This is a genomic window from Pasteurella atlantica (genome assembly GCF_963693435.1).
Classification (GTDB): domain Bacteria; phylum Pseudomonadota; class Gammaproteobacteria; order Enterobacterales; family Pasteurellaceae; genus Phocoenobacter; species Phocoenobacter atlanticus.
The window spans coordinates 1997568-2019053 of sequence record NZ_OY856306.1 but is presented as its reverse complement, the minus strand read 5'-3'; the positions used below and the strand labels follow the sequence as shown (position 1 = coordinate 2019053).

The following is a 21486-nucleotide window of genomic DNA, read 5'->3' as shown; positions in this document are numbered from 1 at the left end:
AATAGAAAAAATATTTTATAAATTTTGTAATATATTGCATATACTCTATTGCTTTTCCTATTGTTATTGGTAATATATATTAAAATTTTGCAAAAAATGCAATTAAATAGCATTAAATTAGGGGTTACTATGTTAGTTAAGTTTTCTGTAGAGAATTTTCGCTCAATTAAAGAGCAGCAAGTGTTGTCAATGGTGAAAAGTAATGTATACAAAGAGCTTCAACAAAATACCTTTACATCAAATGCACCAAACACGCCAGAACTATTAAAATCAGCAGTGATTTACGGTGCCAACGCATCAGGGAAATCAAATTTATTAAAGGCACTATTTGTAATGACACAAATCATAGAAACATCTTTTCATAAAAAATTAGATGAACCTATTGTGGTGGAACCTTTTTTATTGGATCCTAAAAGTCGAATTGAACCAACAACCTTTCAAATTTCCTTTATTGCCAATTTAGCGAATGAAGCCTCAGAAGAGAAACAATTTGCATTGGTAGAGTATGGCTTTTCTACAGATAAAAAAATAGTCTATGAAGAGTGGTTAAGTGTTTATCCTAAAGGACGAGAGCAGGCTTGGTTCCATCGCATTTATGATACTAAAAGTAAATCTTATCATTGGCTTAAGGAATCAGAATCCTTCAAAGGTTCTAAATCTACTTGGAAAGAAAATACCCGCTTAGATCAACTTTTTTTATCAACAGCAGTACATCTCAATAGTGAGCAGTTAAAGCCTATTTATAATGCAATTGTGCATAAATTAGGTGTCATTGGTGCAGATAGAATTAGTAATGAATTTACAAAAAAACTGTGTAAAAAAGAAGAGTACAAAACTCTTTTTATCTCTTTTTTACAGCAAGCAGATATTGATTTAGTAGATATTAAATTAGAAAAATTAAACGTTGAAAATATAATTTTTCCTGATGAGTTTCTTCCAAAAGAAATAAAAGAAGAAATTTTTAAAGATTTATCGGAGCAGGTAGAAGTTTATTTTATTCATAAAGACAGTTTAGATAATGAAGTTAAAATTAATTTACGTGAGGAATCAGACGGAACACAAAAGTTATTTGAATTTATAGGTTTAATTTTTAATGCAATGAATCAGGGAGATACATTAATTATTGATGAGTTTAACAAAAGTTTACATCCTGATTTAGTTCGTTACCTAGTTGCATTATTTAATTCTAAACATAATAAAAATAATGGACAGTTGATTTTTACGACTCATGAGACATCTGTATTAAGAAAAGAATTATTGCGACGAGATCAAATTTGGTTTTGTGAAAAAGGTAGTGATCGTGCCACTAATCTATATCCATTGAGTGACTTTAGCCCATTGAATCGTGAAGATTTAGAAGAGAGTTATTTACATGGTCGTTATGGTGGAAAACCCGTAATTAAGGAATTTATTTTTTAGAATAAACCACTGAATAAATAGTAGGTATGTATGGTGAGATCAAGTAAAAGAAAACAGCTAAAATTAGAAAGAAAACAGCCGTCAAGAAAACCTTATGATCGAGTCCTTATTGTCACAGAAGGCGAAAAAACAGAGCCTAATTATTTTAATGATTTAATCAAAGATGAAGGGCTTTCCTCCGCAAATGTTGTAGTGACAGGGGATTGTGGATGTGATCCTACTTCCGTTGTTAATCAAGCAATAAAGTTATTTAAAGAGAGTAAAAAGGGTGGCTCATCTACAATTTATAACAGAGTTTTCTGTGTTTTTGATAGAGATGGACACGCAAATTTTGATAGTGCCATTAACAAAGCGAGCAGTAATAATATTGAAATAATTTGTTCCTATCCTTGTTTTGAATACTGGTATTTATGCCATTTTGAATATACTCGTAAAGGATTTCAGAAAACAGGTAATCAATCTTCGGCGGAGAATTGCATTAAAGAATTAAATATTCATTGGAATAATAATTTCAAGAAAAAGTATGGAAAGTCTGATGCTCAGCCTTATGTTAAGCTTAAAACTAAACTTAATAATGCAATAAATAATGCAAAAAAAGCCCAAAATGATGCAGATTCTACTGGAGAGATGAATCCATCAACAAGGGTTTATAAACTGGTTGACTATCTTAAATCACTAAAACGAAGTAAGTAACCGCTTATAAGATCAAATAAATTCATTATTTATAGTGATAAGCGGTAACATCAACACAAAAATTTGCAAATTTTTGAACACATCGTACCGCTTATTTTATTGCCACCATCGACCCAAAATTAAAACACTGAAACCACAACTCAGAATGTTTAAAACCTACTTCTTGTAGGCGCAATTTATGGGTCTGAATACTATCGGTACGCATCACATTTTCTAATGCCGTACGTTTTTGACTGATCTCCAATTCGCTATACCCATTCGCTCCCTTAAAACGGTGATGGAGATCGACCAATAACGTATTGATTTCATCATTATCAAAGCTAAATTTCTCAGATAGCACCAACACCCCATTAGGATTCAAGCCCTTATAAATCTTAGTTAGTAAAGCTAAACGCTCATCAGGAGGTAAAAATTGCAACGTAAAATTCAACACCACCATTGACGCATTTTCAATTTCCACATCACGAATATCATCGCATAAAATATCTACCGCAATATCAGAATGAAAAGCACTCAAATGAGAACGACAACGCTCTACCATCGCCTTTGAATTATCCACCCCAATAATTGTAACATCATCGTGTTTCAGATTACGACGAATTGACAAAATCCCCGCACCACGAGAACATCCTAAATCATAAACTCTTGAATTTGCAGTAACAAAACGTTCTGTCAACATACCAATAGCCGTAATAATATTAGAATAACCTGGAACAGAACGTTGAATCATATCAGGAAACACCTCCGCAACAGACTCATCAAACGTAAAATCCCCTAACTTATTAATAGGAGCAGAAAATAGTGTATCTTTAGACATAATATTCCATATATAAAATAAAAAGGTATTTTAATAATTAAAAACGAATTAGCAATGGAAAAATGAACAATATGATATCCTTATTTCAATGTTCCCATTCTCTGTTATTGAGCCTGTCGAAGTATAAGAGAACGCTCACAGAACCAAATCCCGAGCTAAAACACCTAACACTTCGACAAGCTCAGTGACCGGTGTTTAGGTAGTCCTGTGATCGATGTTTACCGTTCTCGGTTACTGAGCCTGTCGAAGTATAAGAGAGCGTTCACCGAACAACTTCCGAGCCCAAACACCTAACACTTCGACAGGCTCAGTGACCAGTGTTTGACTAACCCCGTGATCAATATTTTACACTCTCCCTAATCAAAAACCACGCCATTTTCACTCTAAATTGTCTGTTTTTCACCCAAATAACCTCCATTACTACGATTTCACTTGCGTTTTTTTTTTTTTTTTTACAATCGGAAGGTTTACACATATTTTTTAACAAAATATTTACGGGCAGTAAAAGGATTTTACATCCCCTCAAAAAATCCTAAGGAAAGGTTATCAACTTAAAAGAAGGTATCTTTTTATGAACAACATCTACAAAATCGTGTTTAATCAAACAACACAAACATACACCGCCGTCAGCGAATTAGCCAAAGGCGCTAAAAAATCACAAACACAGTCTTCTGTCTTCCGTCCTCTGTCTTCAGAACAGCAAGCGGGTACATTCTTACCCAAATTTGCAAAAATTGCCTTAGCAATCTCAATGATATTAGGTTTTAGCTCTTCAGCAATGGCAGTGGTTTCTGATGCAGAATTTAATGCATTAAAAGCAAGGCTTGATAAGTTGGAAACCGCTAATGGTACAGTAGCTTCTAATGGTGTTACCATAGGCGGACGTAATGGTCACGCCACAGGGCATGATTCTATAGTGTTAGGTGGAGGAAATGGAGGAGCCGCAAATACAGCTTCAGCAGAAAACTCAGCTATATTAGGTGGAGCAGGAAATACGGTTGAAGGTCACGACGCAGCAGTAGTAGCTGGTTATGGCAATATAGTCAAAGGTGCAAGAGCAGTGGCTATGGGTAATAGGTCAGTGGTGTCAGGCGATGAAGCCTTTGCAATAGGAGATCGAGTAATTGCTTCAGGTATGCATTCAATGGCAACAGGATATAGAACAGAAGCAACAACTGCTTCTGCAAGAGCAACGGGGGTGAGAACCGAAGCAAAAGGTTATGGTTCTACCACAATGGGATTTAAGTCATTAGCAGTAGGTACGGGTTCATTAGCCATAGGTGGAAAAGGAGCACCACTAAGCTCAAAAGGAGAAGGCGTATATCATTACATAAATGCTAAAGATTATGATGGAATGCTAGCAGATTATAGTGATGCATTTACCACAGAAGATAGAGCCAAAATTGCCGCAATAACAGATGATGTTGAAAAAGCTAAATTTATGGAAACCAAAATCTATGAACACGCAGGGGCTTTAGGAGGAAGAGCTTATGCAGATGGTTCAATGGCATTAGGTACAATGACAATGGCAGGTAAAGAAGTTAAATCTTATCGGGAAGTTGAAAATGAATTTGTAAGAGCAGAAGCGAAAAAGTTAGGATTAAGTGCAGAAGAGACTGAAAAATTATTTGACCGTGGTATGCCGATAAATGCCATTGCACAAGCACAATTAAACGCTGAAGGGAAAGAAATTTCCTCTGAAAATGTAGACGAAAGAATTCTGCAACTTGTTGCGAAAGTAGAACAAAACGACAAACCAAATGAAGCGCTTAGAAAGATAGAAGCGGTTGCAATGGGTTACCGTGCAAAAGCAACGGAAGATAAATCAATTGCATTAGGGTTTGATGCTAATGCAGGAGGAAGACGCTCCATTGCAATAGGTACAGAAGCAATTGCTGCAGAAAATGGTTCAATAAATATATCTACCGCAGGTACTAGCACAGTGGGACGTGGAGGAACCGTCATAGGCGGACGTAATGGTCACGCCACAGGGCATGATTCTATAGTGTTAGGTGGAGGAAATGGAGGAGCCGCAAATACAGCTTCAGCAGAAAACTCAGCTATATTAGGTGGAGCAGGAAATACGGTTGAAGGTCACGACGCAGCAGTAGTAGCTGGTTATGGCAATATAGTCAAAGGTGCAAGAGCAGTGGCTATGGGTAATAGGTCAGTGGTGTCAGGCGATGAAGCCTTTGCAATAGGAGATCGAGTAATTGCTTCAGGTATGCATTCAATGGCAACAGGATATAGAACAGAAGCAACAACTGCTTCTGCAAGAGCAATGGGGGTGAGAACCGAAGCAAAAGGTTATGGTTCTACCACAATGGGATTTAAGTCATTAGCAGTAGGTACGGGTTCATTAGCCATAGGTGGAAAAGGAGCACCACTAAGCTCAAAAGGAGAAGGCATATATCATTACATAAATGCTAAAGATTATGATGGAATGCTAGCAGATTATAGTGATGCATTTACCACAGAAGATAGAGCCAAAATTGCCGCAATAACAGATGATGTTGAAAAAGCTAAATTTATGGAAACCAAAATCTATGAACACGCAGGGGCTTTAGGAGGAAGAGCTTATGCAGATGGTTCAATGGCATTAGGTACAATGACAGTGGCAGGTAAAGAAGTTAAATCTTATCGGGAAGTTGAAAATGAATTTGTAAGAGCAGAAGCGAAAAAGTTAGGATTAAGTGCAGAAGAGACTGAAAAATTATTTGACCGTGGTATGCCGATAAATGCCATTGCACAAGCACAATTAAACGCTGAAGGGAAAGAAATTTCCTCTGAAAATGTAGACGAAAGAATTCTGCAACTTGTTGCGAAAGTAGAACAAAACGACAAACCAAATGAAGCGCTTAGAAAGATAGAAGCGGTTGCAATGGGTTATCGTTCAAAAGCAACAGAAGATAAATCAATTGCATTAGGGTTTGATGCTAAGGCTGAACATGAAAACTCAGTGGCATTAGGCTCACAAGCAGCAACCAAAGTTTCAGCAGATATTGCGGAAGCAACAGTAAATGGTATTAAATACGGTAACTTTGCTGGTACACCAAATGGCGTGGTGTCAATTGGTAAAGAAGATGCAGAGAAACAGTTAGTGAATGTGGCAGCGGGTGCGGTGACAGAGACCTCAACCGATGCGATCAATGGTTCACAACTTTTTGCTACCAATAAAGCCATTGGTAATGTTGCAAAATCGGTTAAAAATAACTTCGGTGGTAATGCTGCATTAAATGAAGATGGGAACATTACATTTACCAATATTGGGGGAACAGGCAAAGGCACGATTCACGAAGCGATTGGGGATATAAAAACCACTGCCGATGCAGCCAAACGTAAAACCCTTGCAAATAGCACTGCACTCGACACAAAACTGGATGCGGATGATATCACCAGCAAGGATAAATCGGTGACTATTGATACCACAACCACTGCAGGTAAAGTGGATTTAAAAATCAATGTTGATGACTCAACCATTAAAGTGAATGACGAAGGTCAATTACAAGCCGTTGCCTCAGCACCAGAAGTGGATGGTACCAGTGTTGCCTTAAACTCAGCAGGTAAAGTCTCTGTCAAAGATAAAGGCATTTCAGCTGCAAAACTAGCCGATAATGCAGTAACGGAAGACAAAATTGCAGATGCATTATTAACCGAGTTAAAAGCAAAATCACGAGAAAAAGTCAAAGCGGGTGCGGGAATTAAAGTCAGCCCAACTACCGTGGCTGCGGATAAAGATAACCAAGAGTTTACGGTATCATTAAGTGATGCAGTAAAAACCAAATTGGATAACTTAGCCGCTAACCCAAATGCGACTTACTTAAACAAAACAGGCTCAAACATTGGTAATGACACCGCAAAAGCGACCTTCGGTCAAAATGTCGGTAAAGCAAGTATTACGGGTAATGGTACACAGCTAGTTCAAGAAAAAGCCGTGAAAAGCTATGTGGATGGTAAAGCGGTTCAGTTAGGTAACCAAATCACGAATGTGAGCAAAACCTTAAAAGAAGAAGTGGCGATTGTTGAAAACAGTGGCTTAACACTAGATACCACTGCCGCAACCACAACCAAAGGGGCGATTTATACCTTAGGTTTAGATGCAGCGAAAGTAAAAGAAGTGGCAGGCACCACAACCCTTCCTGCTGATTTAGCGGCAAAAGCCAACAAAGATGCCTCTAACTTAACCGACCCTGCAGATGTGGGTAAATGGAAGAAAAAACTGGGTATTGATGGGTTACCAACTAACGCAAATATTGCAAGTAAATTGGAAGCCGATGACATCACCAGCAAGGATAAATCAGTCACTATTGATACCACAACCACTGCAGGTAAAGTGGATTTAAAAATCAATGTTGATGGCTCAACCATTAAAGTGAATGACGAAGGTCAATTACAAGCCGTTGCCTCTGCACCAGAAGTGGATGGTACCAGCGTGGCATTAAACTCAGCGGGTAAAGTCTCTGTCAAAGATAAAGGCATTTCAGCTGCAAAACTAGCCGATAATGCGGTAACGGAAGACAAAATTGCAGATGCATTATTAACCGAGTTAAAAGCAAAATCACGTGAAAAAGTCAAAGCGGGTGCGGGTATTAAAGTCAGCCCAACTACCGTGGCTGCGGATAAAGATAACCAAGAGTTTACGGTTTCATTAAGTGATGCAGTAAAAACCAAATTGGATAACTTAGCTGCTAACCCAAATGCGACTTACTTAAACAAAACAGGCTCAAACATTGGTAATGACACCGCAAAAGCGACCTTCGGTCAAAATGTCGGTAAAGCAAGTATTACGGGTAATGGTACACAGCTTGTTCAAGAAAAAGCCGTGAAAAGCTATGTGGATGGTAAAGCGGTTCAGTTAGGTAACCAAATCACCAATGCAAGCAAAACCTTAAAAGAAGAAGTGGCGATTGTTGAAAATAGTGGGTTAACACTAGATACCACCGCCGCAACCACAACCAAAGGGGCGATTTATACCTTAGGTTTAGATGCAGCGAAAGTAAAAGAAGTCGCAGGCACCACAACCCTTCCTGCTGATTTAGCGGCAAAAGCCAACAAAGATGCGTCTAACTTAACCGACCCAGCAGATGTGGGTAAATGGAAAGAAAAACTGGGTATTGATGGGTTACCAACTAACGCAAATATTGCAAGTAAATTGGAAGCGGATGATATCACCAGCAAGGATAAAACAGTCACTATCGACACCACAACCACTGCAGGTAAAGTGGATTTAAAAATCAATGTTGATGGCTCAACCATTAAAGTGAATGACGAAGGTCAATTACAAGCCGTTGCCTCTGCACCAGAAGTGGATGGTACCAGCGTGGCATTAAACTCAGCGGGTAAAGTCTCTGTCAAAGATAAAGGCATTTCAGCTGCAAAACTAGCCGATAATGCGGTAACGGAAGACAAAATTGCAGATGCATTATTAACCGAGTTAAAAGCAAAATCACGTGAAAAAGTCAAAGCGGGTGCGGGTATTAAAGTCAGCCCAACTACCGTGGCTGCGGATAAAGATAACCAAGAGTTTACGGTATCATTAAGTGATGCAGTAAAAACCAAATTGGATAACTTAGCCGCTAACCCAAATGCGACTTACTTAAATAAAACAGGTGCTAATATCGGTAATGACACCGCAAAAGCGACCTTCGGTCAAAATGTTGGTAAAGCAAGTATTACGGGTAATGGTACACAGCTAGTTCAAGAAAAAGCCGTGAAAAGCTATGTGGATGGTAAAGCGGTTCAGTTAGGTAACCAAATCACGAATGTGAGCAAAACCTTAAAAGAAGAAGTGGCGATTGTTGAAAATAGTGGGTTAACACTAGATACCACCGCCGCAACCACAACCAAAGGGGCGATTTATACCTTAGGTTTAGATGCAGCGAAAGTAAAAGAAGTCGCAGGCACCACAACCCTTCCTGCTGATTTAGCGGCAAAAGCCAACAAAGATGCGTCTAACTTAACCGACCCAGCAGATGTGGGTAAATGGAAAGAAAAACTGGGTATTGATGGGTTACCAACTAACGCAAATATTGCAAGTAAATTGGAAGCGGATGATATCACCAGCAAGGATAAAACAGTCACTATCGACACCACAACCACTGCAGGTAAAGTGGATTTAAAAATCAATGTTGATGGCTCAACCATTAAAGTGAATGACGAAGGTCAATTACAAGCCGTTGCCTCTGCACCAGAAGTGGATGGTACCAGCGTGGCATTAAACTCAGCGGGTAAAGTCTCTGTCAAAGATAAAGGCATTTCAGCTGCAAAACTAGCCGATAATGCGGTAACGGAAGACAAAATTGCAGATGCATTATTAACCGAGTTAAAAGCAAAATCACGTGAAAAAGTCAAAGCGGGTGCGGGTATTAAAGTCAGCCCAACTACCGTGGCTGCGGATAAAGATAACCAAGAGTTTACGGTATCATTAAGTGATGCAGTAAAAACCAAATTGGATAACTTAGCCGCTAACCCAAATGCGACTTACTTAAATAAAACAGGTGCTAATATCGGTAATGACACCGCAAAAGCGACCTTCGGTCAAAATGTTGGTAAAGCAAGTATTACGGGTAATGGTACACAGCTAGTTCAAGAAAAAGCCGTGAAAAGCTATGTGGATGGTAAAGCGGTTCAGTTAGGTAACCAAATCACGAATGTGAGCAAAACCTTAAAAGAAGAAGTGGCGATTGTTGAAAATAGTGGGTTAACACTAGATACCACCGCCGCAACCACAACCAAAGGGGCGATTTATACCTTAGGTTTAGATGCAGCGAAAGTAAAAGAAGTCGCAGGCACCACAACCCTTCCAGCGGATTTAGCGGCAAAAGCCAACAAAGATGCCTCGAACTTGACTGACCCTGCAGATGTGGGTAAATGGAAGAAAAAACTGGGTATTGATGGGTTAGCCACTAACAGCAATATTGCCAGCAAACTGGAAGCTAATGACATTATCAGTACAGATAAGACTATAGGTATTGATACCAAAACTACCGCAGGCAAAGTGGACTTAAAAGTCAATCTTGATGGCACAACACTGGCGAAAAATAGCAAGGGTGCAATCGGTCTTGTCGATAATGCGGTGACGACGGCGAAAATTTTAAATGCGGCGGTAACCAAAGAGAAACTAGGCACAGATGTCACTACTGTTCTTAATAAAGTCGGTGTGGGTAAAGTGGAAGCGGGTAATCAAAACACCGTAACAGGTGGTGCAGTGAAAACGTATGTTGATGGTAAAGCAACAGAGTTAACGACACAGATTACCAATGTAGGCAAAACCTCTAAAGAAGAAGTGGCGATTGTTGAAAACAGTGGGTTAACACTGACAAAAACAAACGCAACAACAGAGAAAGGGGCTAAATATACCTTAGGCTTAGATGCGGAGAAAGTAAAAGAAGTCGCAGGTACCACTAACCTTGCGACAGACTACTTAAAAGCAGATGGCTCAAACATTGCTAACAATAAAGCAACACTGGGTCAAAATGTCGGTAAAGACACCATTGACGGTAAAACCACGGAGCTAGTTCAAGAAAAAGCAGTAAAAACTTATGTTGATACAGCACTTGAAAAAGTGGGTAAAGCCAAAGACGGTAAAGACGGTTACATCGGCGTTGATGGTAAAGACGGTAAAAATGGCGTCGGCATTGATGGAAAAGACGGTATTACGGTGAAAGGCAAAGACGGTAAAAACGGCGTCACTATCAAAGGTGAAGATGGTGTGAATGGAACCAACGGGGTCATCGGACTAAATGGACACGATGGCATCGACGGAAAACCAGCGAAAGATGTTTCCGCAGACATCAAAGTGGTCAATGGAAAAGCAGGCGTGAATGGAAAAGACGGCGAAAGCTTAACCCGTGTGATTTACCAAGATGAAACTGGTACCACGCATACGGTTGCCACATTGGATGATGGGTTAGTCTTTGCTGGCAATACGCCGAATAAAGTGATGAAAGCCCTTAATGACACCTTAGTGATTGAAGGACAAAAAGGCACTGATCCAGCTAAACACTTAACGAAAGACGCTGAGTTTGCTGCAGACAATATCTTTGTTGATACCACAGATGGTAAGTTAGAAATCAAACTGGCGAAGAAACTGCAAGGTGTTGAAGGTATTGGCATTGCAGGTAAAGACGGTTTAAGTATTGCAGGGAAAGATGGAGCAAATGGCTTAAACGGTAAAGACGGTGAAAATGCGGTGGCGATTAATGGAAAAGACGGAATTTCAATCAAAGGAAAAGATGGAAAAGACGGCGTATCGATTAAAGGTGCAGATGGCATTGCCGTTAATGGAAAAGACGGTAAAAATGGCGTGACTATCAAAGGTGAAGATGGTGTGAATGGAACCAACGGGGTCATCGGACTAAATGGACACGATGGCATCGACGGAAAACCAGCGAAAGACGTTTCCGCAGACATCAAAGTGGTCAATGGAAAAGCAGGCGTGAATGGAAAAGACGGCGAAAGCTTAACCCGTGTGATTTACCAAGATGAAACTGGCACAACACATACGGTTGCCACACTGGATGATGGTTTTATCCTTGAAACGGATAATGGCAAACAAGCAGTGAAACTGAATGACACCTTAAATATCAAAGGGGGCGTAACAGAAACCGCAAAACTCAGTGATAACAACATTGGTGTCGTGAACAATGGTACAGATGGGTTAGCTGTTAAACTGGCAAAAGACCTCACTGGTTTAGATTCAATCGTATTTGGAGCAGCGAAAGGAAATGATGTTGTTTCTATCTCGAATGAAGGCATTAACGCAGGGGGTAAACGCATTACCAATATCGGTGACGCAACACAAGATACCGATGCGGTGAACTACAAACAGTTAAAAGCCCTGAATAATGGTAAAGGTATTGATGTTGCTGCTTGGCAGAAACAGATATTACCGACTATCTCATTCTTAAGTGATGGTAAAGCCGCGGGTGACTTTGAGTTAGGCGAACTTGCCTTTGACTTTGGTGATGGCTTAAAAGTTGAAAAACAAACCAAAGATGGAAAACAAGTGGCTCACATTACGTTAGACAAGGAGACCTTGAAAAATGACCCTAACTTTAAAGGGAAAGATGGTGCCAACGGTAAAGATGGAAAAGACGGTAAATCTGCCTATGAAATCTGGAAAGGACAAGCGGGCAATCAAAGTAAGTCAGAACAAGACTTTATTCTTGCTCAAAAAGGTCCTAAAGGTGACAAAGGTGAACCAGGGACTGGAACAGGCTCAGGTTCAGTGGTTAATCCAGAGAAGATTGAAATCCAAAATACGACTATCAACAACAAAGGGGTGACGGTCAATAAAGGTGCGAATATTAATGTAAATAATGGTTCAGAAATTAGCATTAATAAAGGCGGAAACCTCCACTTACAAGAAGGATCTAAGGTAACGGTTGAGAAGAATGTTGACATCAATATGGGTGGAAACCAAATCCATAATATTGCTGCGGGAACCAAAGCGGGTGATGCTGTTAATCTTGCTCAGTTAAATAAAGGATTAGAGGGAGTCAGAAAAGAGGCTAACAGTGGCACATCAAGTGCGATGGCAGCAGCAAGCTTACCACAGGCTTATAAACCGGGACATAGTATGGTCTCTTTAGCGGGGGCAAGTTATGACAAAGCGGCTTCTTTTGCAGTGGGTGTTTCATCGATTTCTGATAATGGTAAATGGATTATCAAAGGAAATCTGAATGCAAATACGGAAGGAAAAGTTGGTGTTGGCATAGGTGCTGGTTATCAATGGTAAGATTAAGATTTAAGAATAGAAATTAAAGATTAATCTAAAATAAAATGCCCTCTTCATTCGAAGGGGGCATTTTTTTTGACACTATCCCACAAACTGTGTAAGGTCTGAAAATAGGGTTCATCAAACTAACCCTATTTTTGGGACAAGTTATTGATCAAAATTTGCAAATTGTTGATAACATCTTACCGCTATAAAAGTCAAAAATTACTCTTCGTCAGCAAATTTTTTTGCTTTATATTTAGGGGTCATTAAGTTTTCAGGTGAAAGAATATCATCAATTTCTGCTTCCGTTAATAAGCCTAATTCAAGTACGACTTCTTTTACGCTCTTACCTGTTTTAGCACACATTTTACCTACGATATCGCCATTATGATGTCCAATAAATGGATTAAGGTAGGTTACAATACCGATTGAGTTAAATACGTAATCTTGGCAAACCTGACGATTTACGGTGATGCCATCAATACATTTATCTCGTAAATTTACACAAGCATTCGCTAATAAACTAATTGATTCAAACATTGCTTGACCAATCACTGGCTCCATTACGTTAAGTTGCAGTTGTCCTGCTTCCGCCGCAAAAGTTATTGTAGTATCGTTACCGATCACTTTAAAGCACACTTGGTTCACCACTTCTGGTACAACAGGATTGACTTTTGCGGGCATAATAGATGAACCTGCTTGTAATTCTGGCAGGTTAATTTCATTTAACCCTGTGCGTGGACCTGATGAAAGTAAACGTAAATCGTTACATACTTTTGAAAGTTTTACTGCAGTACGCTTTAACGCACCGTGTACCATTACATAAGCCCCACAGTCAGAGGTGGCTTCGATTAAATTTTCTGATACTGAACAAGGTAATTGAGTCACTTCTGATAAATATTTCACCACCAGTTCAGAATAACCTTGAGCGGTATTTACACCTGTGCCAATCGCGGTTGCGCCTAAATTTACTTCTAATAAATATTGAGAGATAATTTTTAAATTACGTAGTTCTTCATCAAATAATACGGAAAAAGCTTTAAATTCTTGTCCAACGGTCATAGGGACGGCGTCTTGTAATTGAGTACGTCCCATTTTTATTACATCAGCAAATTCAATGGCTTTATTGTTAAATGCTTCTTGTAGGTAGCGTACTTTTTCAATCATTTCCATAATACTATTATATACCGCAATTCTAAATCCTGTTGGGTATGCATCATTGGTTGATTGACTCGCATTTACGTGATCCATAGGATCAAGGAATTGGTATTCACCTTTGTTATGCCCTAAAATTTCTAATGCTAAGTTTGCCACGACTTCATTGGTATTCATATTGACAGAAGTACCCGCGCCACCTTGATAAACATCAGAAGGAAATTGATCTAAACAGCGACCATTTTCTAAAATTTCATCACAAGCAATAATTATTGCTTTTGCAATTTTTTTAGGAATAACGCCTAATTCACCATTTGCGAGTGCCGTTGCTTTTTTTACCATTACCATTCCACGTACAAATTCAGGCACGTCAGAAATAGTTGTATTAGATATATTAAAGTTTTCAATTGCTCGTAAAGTATGAATGCCCCAATATACATTACTAGGAACTTCACGTTTTCCTAATAAATCTTCTTCGATACGAATGCTCATTTTTTTCTCCTTAATTTGGGTGTTGTTATTTTTTATACAGAATAATTAAAACACAAAAAGAGAGTATTGAGATCAGATTTTTATTATTTAGAGTACGATATTATTTGATAATATCAATTAGATTTTTTTATTTAGAGATAATTTCGTAAATTTTTACTAGAAAGTCACCGCTTGTGGTGAATGATAGATAATAAAAAAGCACCAGAGAAGGTGCTTTTAAGAAATCGTTAATATAAATTACAGACTTTCAGTGAAAGTACGAGTAATTACATCACGTTGTTGTTCTGGTGTTAAAGAGTTGAAACGTACTGCATAACCAGAAACACGAATGGTTAATTGAGGGTATTTTTCTGGGTTGTTTACTGCATCTTCTAATGTTTCACGGCGTAATACGTTTACGTTTAAGTGCTGACCACCTTCAACTTTAATTGTTGGGGCAACATTCATTTCCACTTCACGGTATGCGATTTCACCTAATTCATTTAATGCCACAACTTGGTCTTCTGTATAGTCACCTTTAGCACATAAACAACGCGCTTCATTTTTTTCTTCATCTAATAACCAAAAAGAATTTACTAAATTGCTATTTGAAGATTCTGTAATTTGTACACCTTTAATCATTTGGGTTACTCCTAAGTTTTATAAAAAAAGTTGATAATTTAAAAATTATTTTATCATTCTACCCATTTTGATAAATAATGCTAGAAATTTAACCATATTTTTGTAAATTTCTCCTATATGCGATAATATAATTCTAAAATGTTAATAATATTTCGTAATAAATTAAACAATTTTAACAAAGGGTTAACAATGAAGAATTGGACAGATGTAATTGGCGAAGAAAAATCTCAACCTTATTTTCAACAAATTTTACAATTTGTGAAAAATGAACGTCTAAAAGGCAAAACTATTTATCCTCCTCAAAATGAAGTATTTAGTGCTTTCTCATTAACAGAATTTAGTGATGTAAAAGTTGTTATTTTAGGACAAGACCCTTATCACGGTATCAATCAAGCACACGGATTAGCATTTTCAGTAAAACCTAATATTGCCCCTCCCCCTTCTTTAGTTAATATGTATAAAGAGTTATCACAAGATATTGAGGGATTTCAAATTCCGCAACACGGCTATTTGGTGGATTGGGCGAAACAAGGCGTATTTATGCTTAATACAGTTTTAACTGTGGAACAGCACAAAGCACATTCACACGCTAATATTGGTTGGGAAATTTTTACTGATAAAGTCATTAGCCAATTAAATACACAGCGAGATAATTTAGTTTTTTTACTTTGGGGAAGTCACGCTCAGCGTAAAGGACAGTTTATTGATCAAACTCGTCATTGTGTTTTAAAAGCGCCTCACCCTTCTCCTCTTTCTGCCTATCGAGGTTTTTTTGGCTGTAAGCATTTTTCAAAAACAAATGAGTATTTGAGATCGCAGGGAATTGCTGAAATTAATTGGCAGTTACCTATCGAAATTTAGATGGCATTATTGGTTATTATGTAGCTTGATACTGGAAATAAATTCTAGAAAGTGTAATATATAATGGAAATCAATTTCTAGTATAGGAGAAAATGTATGTTTGGTTTTGAGATTTCAGCGTTCCCGATTTTATCGGTAATTTTTGTTATTTTTGTTATAGTCGTATTGTATTCTACGTTAAAAATTGTACCACAGGGTTATAATTGGACAGTAGAGCGTTTTGGTCGTTACACCCGAACTTTACCGCCAGGTTTAAGCATTGTTGTTCCTTTTGTGGAGCAGGTTGGTCGTAAAATTAATATGATGGAGCAGGTGCTTGATATTCCTTCACAGGAAGTTATTTCTAAAGATAATGCAAGTGTATCCATTGATGCGGTTTGTTTTGTTCAGGTTGTTGATGCACGTAGTGCTGCCTATGAAGTGAATAATTTAGATCAAGCCATTATTAATTTAACAATGACCAATATGCGTACGGTACTAGGTTCAATGGATTTAGACGATATGTTGTCACAGCGTGATTTAATTAATGGACGTTTACTTGGTATTGTTGATGAAGCCACGAATCCTTGGGGTGTAAAAGTGACCCGTATTGAAATTCGTGATGTAAGTCCTCCAAAAGAGTTGATTGATGCAATGAATGCTCAAATGAAAGCAGAGCGTAATAAACGTGCTGAAATTCTAGAAGCGGAAGGGGTGCGTCAAGCAGAGATTTTACGTTCTGAAGGGGATAAACAGTCTCGTATTCTTCAAGCTGAAGGAGAACGTCAAGAAGCCTTTTTAAGAGCAGAAGCTCGTGAGCGTGCTGCAGAAGCAGAAGCAAAAGCAACGCAAATGGTATCTGATGCGATTACGGCGGGGAATACACAAGCGATTAACTATTTTATTGCTCAAAAATATACTGAAGCGTTGAAAGAGATTGGTGGTGCAGATAACAGCAAAGTAGTCTTAATGCCATTAGAGGCGTCAAACTTAATGGGTTCAATTTCAGGAATTGCAGAATTGTTGAAAGGGGATAAAAAGTAGTATTGCGTTGTGTGGAGGCGGTACGCCTCCACTAAATCGCTATTAATTATTGTTATATCAAATCGAATATAACTTGTAAATTTTCAAAAAAATGTTACCGCTATATTTCATATTTTGGCTTGTGTTTTCTAATCTCAAAACTCTAATTCAACGGCACTTTCACCTAATAAGTTTTGAAGTTGTTCGATCATTTCGTTGTTAGGTGTTATTCGCCATTCAACACCACTTTTTATTAATGCTTTTGCTTGAGGGCTTTGGTAATAAAAATGTAGTGGTAATGTTCCTTCTTTATTTGGCGCTATAATTTGGGTGAGTTTTTTTATAAAATCTGGTGTAATCTGTTGTTGGTTTATTGCTAATGCTAAGCTTTTAGCATAACGACTACGAGCTTCATCAAGGCTAATAATTTCACGTACCAACATTCTAAAACCATTATTATAATTATCAAATTGTACAGAGCCAGTAACAATAATAATTTTATCTTTTTCTAATAAAACGCCATATTGCTCAAGAGCTTCAGAAAATAGGGTGATATCTAATTTTCCAGATCGATCTTCAATGGTCGCAATACCTATTCGGTTTCCCTTTTTGGTAACCGCAATACGTGAATTCATAATCAATCCTGCGACTGTGACAGTTTTACCTCTTGAGGTTGGTTGTAATTCGTTTAAACGTATCGATGAATAATGAGATAACTCTTTTAAAAAGCGTCCTATCGGATGTCCACTAATGTATAAACCCAGTGTATTTTTTTCACCTTCTAAAATAACTTGTTCTGTCCATTTTGGGGTATTCGCATAAGCACTTTGAACTTCTTCAGGGGTTTCTGTCAGAATACCAAACATATCTGCTTGCCCTAATGCTTCCATTTTACTGTGCTGATCTGCCGCTTTTAGAGCATCTTCTAAATTTTTCATTATAGCAGCACGATGTGGACCTAGATTATCAAAAGCACCAGACATTATTAATGCTTCAAAAGTACGACGGTTGATTTTTTTTAGATCAATGCGAGCGGTTAAATCAAAGAGATCTTTGAAAATACCCTCTTTTTTACGTGCTTCAAGTATTGCTTCAACAGGACCTTCTCCAACTCCTTTGATTGCACCAAGTCCATAAACAATTTCACCTTTTTCGTTGACACTAAAGCGATGCTGTCCTGAATTTACATCTGGTGGTACAACGGTTAAACCCATATTGATGCATTCATCGTAGAAACCTACGAGTTTATCCGTATTATCCAATTCTGAACTCATTACTGCTGCCATAAATTCTGCTGGATAATGGGCTTTCAACCACAAGGTTTGATAAGAGACTAACGCATAAGCAGCTGAGTGCGATTTATTAAATCCGTAACCTGCAAATTTTTCTACCAAGTCAAAGATTTTCATCGCCAACTCGCCATCAACGTTATTTTTTTCAGCCCCTTCTTTAAAGACAGAACGTTGTTTTGCCATTTCTTCTGGTTTTTTCTTACCCATTGCACGACGCAATAAATCTGCTCCACCAAGGGTGTAACCTGCTAATACCTGAGCAATTTGCATTACTTGTTCTTGATATAAAATAACGCCATAGGTTGGTTCTAAAATGGTTTTTAGGCTATCGTGTTGGTATTTTACATCTGGATAAGAGACCTCTTCTCGACCGTGTTTACGATCAATAAAGTTCTCAACCATTCCCGAACCGAGTGGACCCGGGCGGAAGAGGGCTACTAGTGCGATAATATCTTCAAAGCAGTCTGGTTTTAAGCGTGAAATCAAATCTTTCATTCCACGAGATTCGAGCTGAAAAACGGCGGTAGTTTGAGCTTTTAACAGTAAATCAAAAGAAGTTTTATCGTCAAGAGGAATACTTTCTATATTAATAGGATCTTTACCCTCTTTTTTCAAACGAGCATTAATCATTTCTAATGCCCATTTTATAATAGTAAGAGTGCGTAAACCTAAAAAGTCAAATTTAACTAAACCTGCATATTCAACATCATTTTTATCAAAATGCGTAACAGGGTGTTGCCCTTCACTATCACAATAAAGTGGGGAGAAATCTGTAATTGCATTTGGTGCAATAACAACGCCTCCCGCGTGTTTTCCTGCATTTCTAATGACTCCTTCAAGTTTGCGAGCCATATCAATTAAGGATTTAACCTCTTCATCGGCTTCATAAAGTTCAGGTAATTTAGGTTCAGCATCAAAGGCTTTTGCTAAAGTCATACCTGGATCGAGTGGAATTAGTTTAGAAATACGATCTACAAAGCTATAAGGATGTCCGAGTACTCGTCCCACATCTCGAATAACGGCTTTTGCTGCCATTGTTCCAAAAGTAATAATTTGAGAGACTGCCTTACTTCCATACATTTGTGATACGTGTTCAATCACACGATCTCGTCCTTCCATACAGAAATCGACATCAAAATCAGGCATAGAAACACGTTCAGGATTTAAAAAACGCTCAAAAAGTAAATCAAATTGAAGTGGATCAAGATCGGTGATTTTTAAGGCGTAGGCAACTAATGACCCTGCACCAGAACCTCGCCCGGGACCAACAGGGACTCCATTATCTTTGGACCATTGAATAAATTCCATTACGATTAAGAAATAACCAGGAAAACCCATTTGGTTGATAACTTCAAGTTCAATTTGCAAACGTTCGTCATAATCTACCCGCTTCTCCGCACGTTCTTTAGGATCTGGAAATAAAAAGGCTAAACGTTCTTCTAATCCTTGCTGTGATTTTTGTACTAAAAAATCTTCAGGTGTAAGATCACCCGTTGGGAAGTTGGGTAAAAAATATTCACCTAAACGGATGGTGACATTACAACGCTGAGCAATATGTACGGTATTTTCAATAGCTTGTGGAATATCTGCAAATAATTCACACATTTCTTGTTCCGTTCTGAAATACTGTTTTTCTGAGTATTTTTGAGGACGTTTAGGATCATCTAAAGTATAAGCATCGTGAATAGCCACTCGAATTTCGTGTGCTTCAAAATCCTCTTCTTTTAAGAAACAGACATCATTAACTGCCACTAATGGAATTTGATGTTTTTGAGAAAAAAGAATGGCGTGTTGAATATAACGCTCTTCATCATTGCGAGAGGTACGACATAATGATAAGTAGTAATGATTAGGGAAATATTGTTGATAAAAGGCAATTTTTTTATCAGCATCTTGTGGATTTTCTTTTAATAATGCTTTTCCAATATCCCCATTCCGACCACCAGACAGCACAATAATGCCCTCATTCAGTTCTGCTAACCACGCTTTTTCAATAATAGGAAATTCAATATAGCCTTGTTGATAGGCTTTCGAGATCAGCAAGGTGATATTTTGATAACCGATATTATTTTTGGCTAATAAGGTGAGTTCATCGTACTCTTCGGTATCTGGCGTTGCTCGTACCAAAATATCTGTACCAATAATAGGTTTAACCCCTGAATTTTGAGCTTCGCCATAAAATTTCACTAAGCCACAAAAATTACAAAAATCAGTGAGTGCAATGGCTGGCATATCATTATCGACACAGGTTTTGATAAGTGGTTTCACTTTGGCTAAACCATCAATCATTGAAAAATCACTGTGAACACGTAAATGAATAAAACGAGGATTAGACATAAATTTTTTAATCTCTTTTTTTAGTTAAAAGCCACCAAACAACCGTCAAACTTAAGATACTCGGTACTAATGCACCGACTACAATCGGCAACCAAGACACCACCAAACTAAGATTTCCAAAGACAATATTTGTTACGTAAAAGATAAAGCCAGCAATAATACCAATTACTACTTTTGCCCCTGTAGTGCTACTTCTAAGCGGTCCAAAAATAAAGGACATTGCGAGTAACATCATTACTGCCATAGACAATGGTTCAAATGCTTTACGCCAAAATGTAATTTCAAAACGTTTTGAGTCTTGCCCTGTTTGTTTTAAAAAGGTCACGTATTCTTTTAATTCTGAAAGGGATAATGATTCTGCTTTTAGTGCAACTACACCAAGTTTATTTGGCGTAATACTGGTTTGCCATTGTTCATTTTTCTGTTTAACTCGAATAATACCTGTTGGTGTAATATCTGCTTTTTCAATATTTTTAAGCTGCCAGCTATTTTTAGTATAAACCGCTTGTTTGGCTTTCAACACAGACTTTAAATGACGATCTTCAAATTCATAAATTAAAATGTTACTTAAATTTTTATCAGAAGTAACACGTTGAATATAAACAAATTTATTTCCATCTTTCGCCCAAAACCCACTTTTTGTGGCAAGCATCGTACCGCCTGTTTGAGCCACTGAACGCATATTTCTTGCAAATTGCTCAGTTTGTGGCACTCCCCATTCTCCCATTACCATTGTAATTAAGACTAAAGGAATAGCCGTTTTCATCACTGCTACACCAACTTTAAAACGAGAAAAACCAGAGGCTTGCATCACGATTAGTTCACTACGACTTGCCAAACCACCAAGTCCAACTAAAGAACCAAGTAATGCAGCCATAGGAAAAAAAGTTTCAATATCACGAGGGATCATTAAAAGCGTATAGTAAGCAGCGTGTAACCCATCGTAGGTTCCTTTGCCAACTTGACGAAATTCTTCAACAAACTTAATAATTGCACCCAATCCCACTAGCATAAAGAGGGTAAGCATTATGGCGGAGAGAATGGTTTTTCCAATATAACGTTCTAATACATTCATT

At 38.0% G+C, this 21486-nt stretch carries 10 protein-coding genes; 5 read left to right on the top strand and 5 right to left on the bottom strand.

Annotated features, from left to right (window positions below; all coding sequences use genetic code 11):
• Positions 1–129: 129 nt before the first annotated feature.
• Positions 130–1419 carry an AAA family ATPase gene (locus U9966_RS09305; protein WP_090921453.1) on the top strand — a complete coding sequence of 430 codons (1290 nt, stop codon included), beginning with the start codon at positions 130–132 and terminating at the stop codon, positions 1417–1419.
• A 33-nt stretch (positions 1420–1452) separates the two neighbouring features.
• Complete coding sequence (locus U9966_RS09300; protein WP_306347740.1) at positions 1453–2112, top strand: RloB family protein; 660 nt, start codon at positions 1453–1455, stop codon at positions 2110–2112.
• 91 nt (positions 2113–2203) lie between these two features.
• On the opposite strand, the gene cmoA is transcribed toward U9966_RS09300, so the two are convergent.
• Positions 2204–2929: a carboxy-S-adenosyl-L-methionine synthase CmoA gene (cmoA, locus tag U9966_RS09295; protein WP_306347741.1), complete on the bottom strand. Its 726-nt coding sequence runs from the start codon at positions 2927–2929 to the stop codon at positions 2204–2206.
• Between the two features lie 571 nt (positions 2930–3500).
• Here cmoA and U9966_RS09290 point away from each other — a divergent pair.
• The gene (locus U9966_RS09290; RefSeq protein WP_322631700.1) at positions 3501–12668 is read left to right on the top strand and encodes a YadA-like family protein; all 9168 of its coding nucleotides are present in this window, start codon (positions 3501–3503) and stop codon (positions 12666–12668) included.
• Positions 12669–12872: 204 nt separating this feature from the next.
• Here the strand turns inward: U9966_RS09290 and aspA are convergent, their stop codons facing one another.
• Complete coding sequence (gene aspA / locus U9966_RS09285; protein WP_306347759.1) at positions 12873–14297, bottom strand: aspartate ammonia-lyase; 1425 nt, start codon at positions 14295–14297, stop codon at positions 12873–12875.
• Positions 14298–14534: 237 nt separating this feature from the next.
• Positions 14535–14918 carry an autonomous glycyl radical cofactor GrcA gene (grcA, locus tag U9966_RS09280; RefSeq protein ID WP_306347758.1) on the bottom strand — a complete coding sequence of 128 codons (384 nt, stop codon included), beginning with the start codon at positions 14916–14918 and terminating at the stop codon, positions 14535–14537.
• A 189-nt stretch (positions 14919–15107) separates the two neighbouring features.
• On the opposite strand from grcA, the gene ung reads away from it, so the two are divergent.
• Both ung and U9966_RS09270 read left to right on the top strand, forming a co-directional pair.
• The gene (ung, locus tag U9966_RS09275; RefSeq protein WP_306347757.1) at positions 15108–15779 is read left to right on the top strand and encodes a uracil-DNA glycosylase; all 672 of its coding nucleotides are present in this window, start codon (positions 15108–15110) and stop codon (positions 15777–15779) included.
• 96 nt (positions 15780–15875) lie between these two features.
• Positions 15876–16802: an SPFH domain-containing protein gene (locus U9966_RS09270; protein ID WP_306347756.1), complete on the top strand. Its 927-nt coding sequence runs from the start codon at positions 15876–15878 to the stop codon at positions 16800–16802.
• Between the two features lie 134 nt (positions 16803–16936).
• Here U9966_RS09270 and dnaE read toward each other — a convergent pair whose 3' ends face one another.
• Together dnaE and lptG are read right to left on the bottom strand one after the other, a co-directional pair.
• Positions 16937–20410, bottom strand: coding sequence for a DNA polymerase III subunit alpha (dnaE, locus tag U9966_RS09265; protein ID WP_306347755.1), 3474 nt, complete (start codon positions 20408–20410; stop codon positions 16937–16939).
• A 7-nt stretch (positions 20411–20417) separates the two neighbouring features.
• Entirely contained in the window at positions 20418–21485 is a 1068-nt protein-coding gene (gene lptG / locus U9966_RS09260; protein ID WP_211598286.1) for an LPS export ABC transporter permease LptG, read from the bottom strand.
• Position 21486: the final 1 nt, after the last annotated feature.

Excerpts from the sequence above, each read along its gene's own strand:
- U9966_RS09305 (WP_090921453.1), top strand. The coding sequence starts at position 130 with ATGTTAGTTAAGTTTTCTGTAGAGAATTTTCGCTCAATTAAAGAGCAG.
- cmoA (WP_306347741.1), bottom strand. The coding sequence starts at position 2,929 with ATGTCTAAAGATACACTATTTTCTGCTCCTATTAATAAGTTAGGGGAT.
- U9966_RS09290 (WP_322631700.1), top strand. The coding sequence starts at position 3,501 with ATGAACAACATCTACAAAATCGTGTTTAATCAAACAACACAAACATAC.
- aspA (WP_306347759.1), bottom strand. The coding sequence starts at position 14,297 with ATGAGCATTCGTATCGAAGAAGATTTATTAGGAAAACGTGAAGTTCCT.
- grcA (WP_306347758.1), bottom strand. The coding sequence starts at position 14,918 with ATGATTAAAGGTGTACAAATTACAGAATCTTCAAATAGCAATTTAGTA.
- ung (WP_306347757.1), top strand. The coding sequence starts at position 15,108 with ATGAAGAATTGGACAGATGTAATTGGCGAAGAAAAATCTCAACCTTAT.
- U9966_RS09270 (WP_306347756.1), top strand. The coding sequence starts at position 15,876 with ATGTTTGGTTTTGAGATTTCAGCGTTCCCGATTTTATCGGTAATTTTT.
- dnaE (WP_306347755.1), bottom strand. The coding sequence starts at position 20,410 with ATGTCTAATCCTCGTTTTATTCATTTACGTGTTCACAGTGATTTTTCA.
- lptG (WP_211598286.1), bottom strand. The coding sequence starts at position 21,485 with ATGAATGTATTAGAACGTTATATTGGAAAAACCATTCTCTCCGCCATA.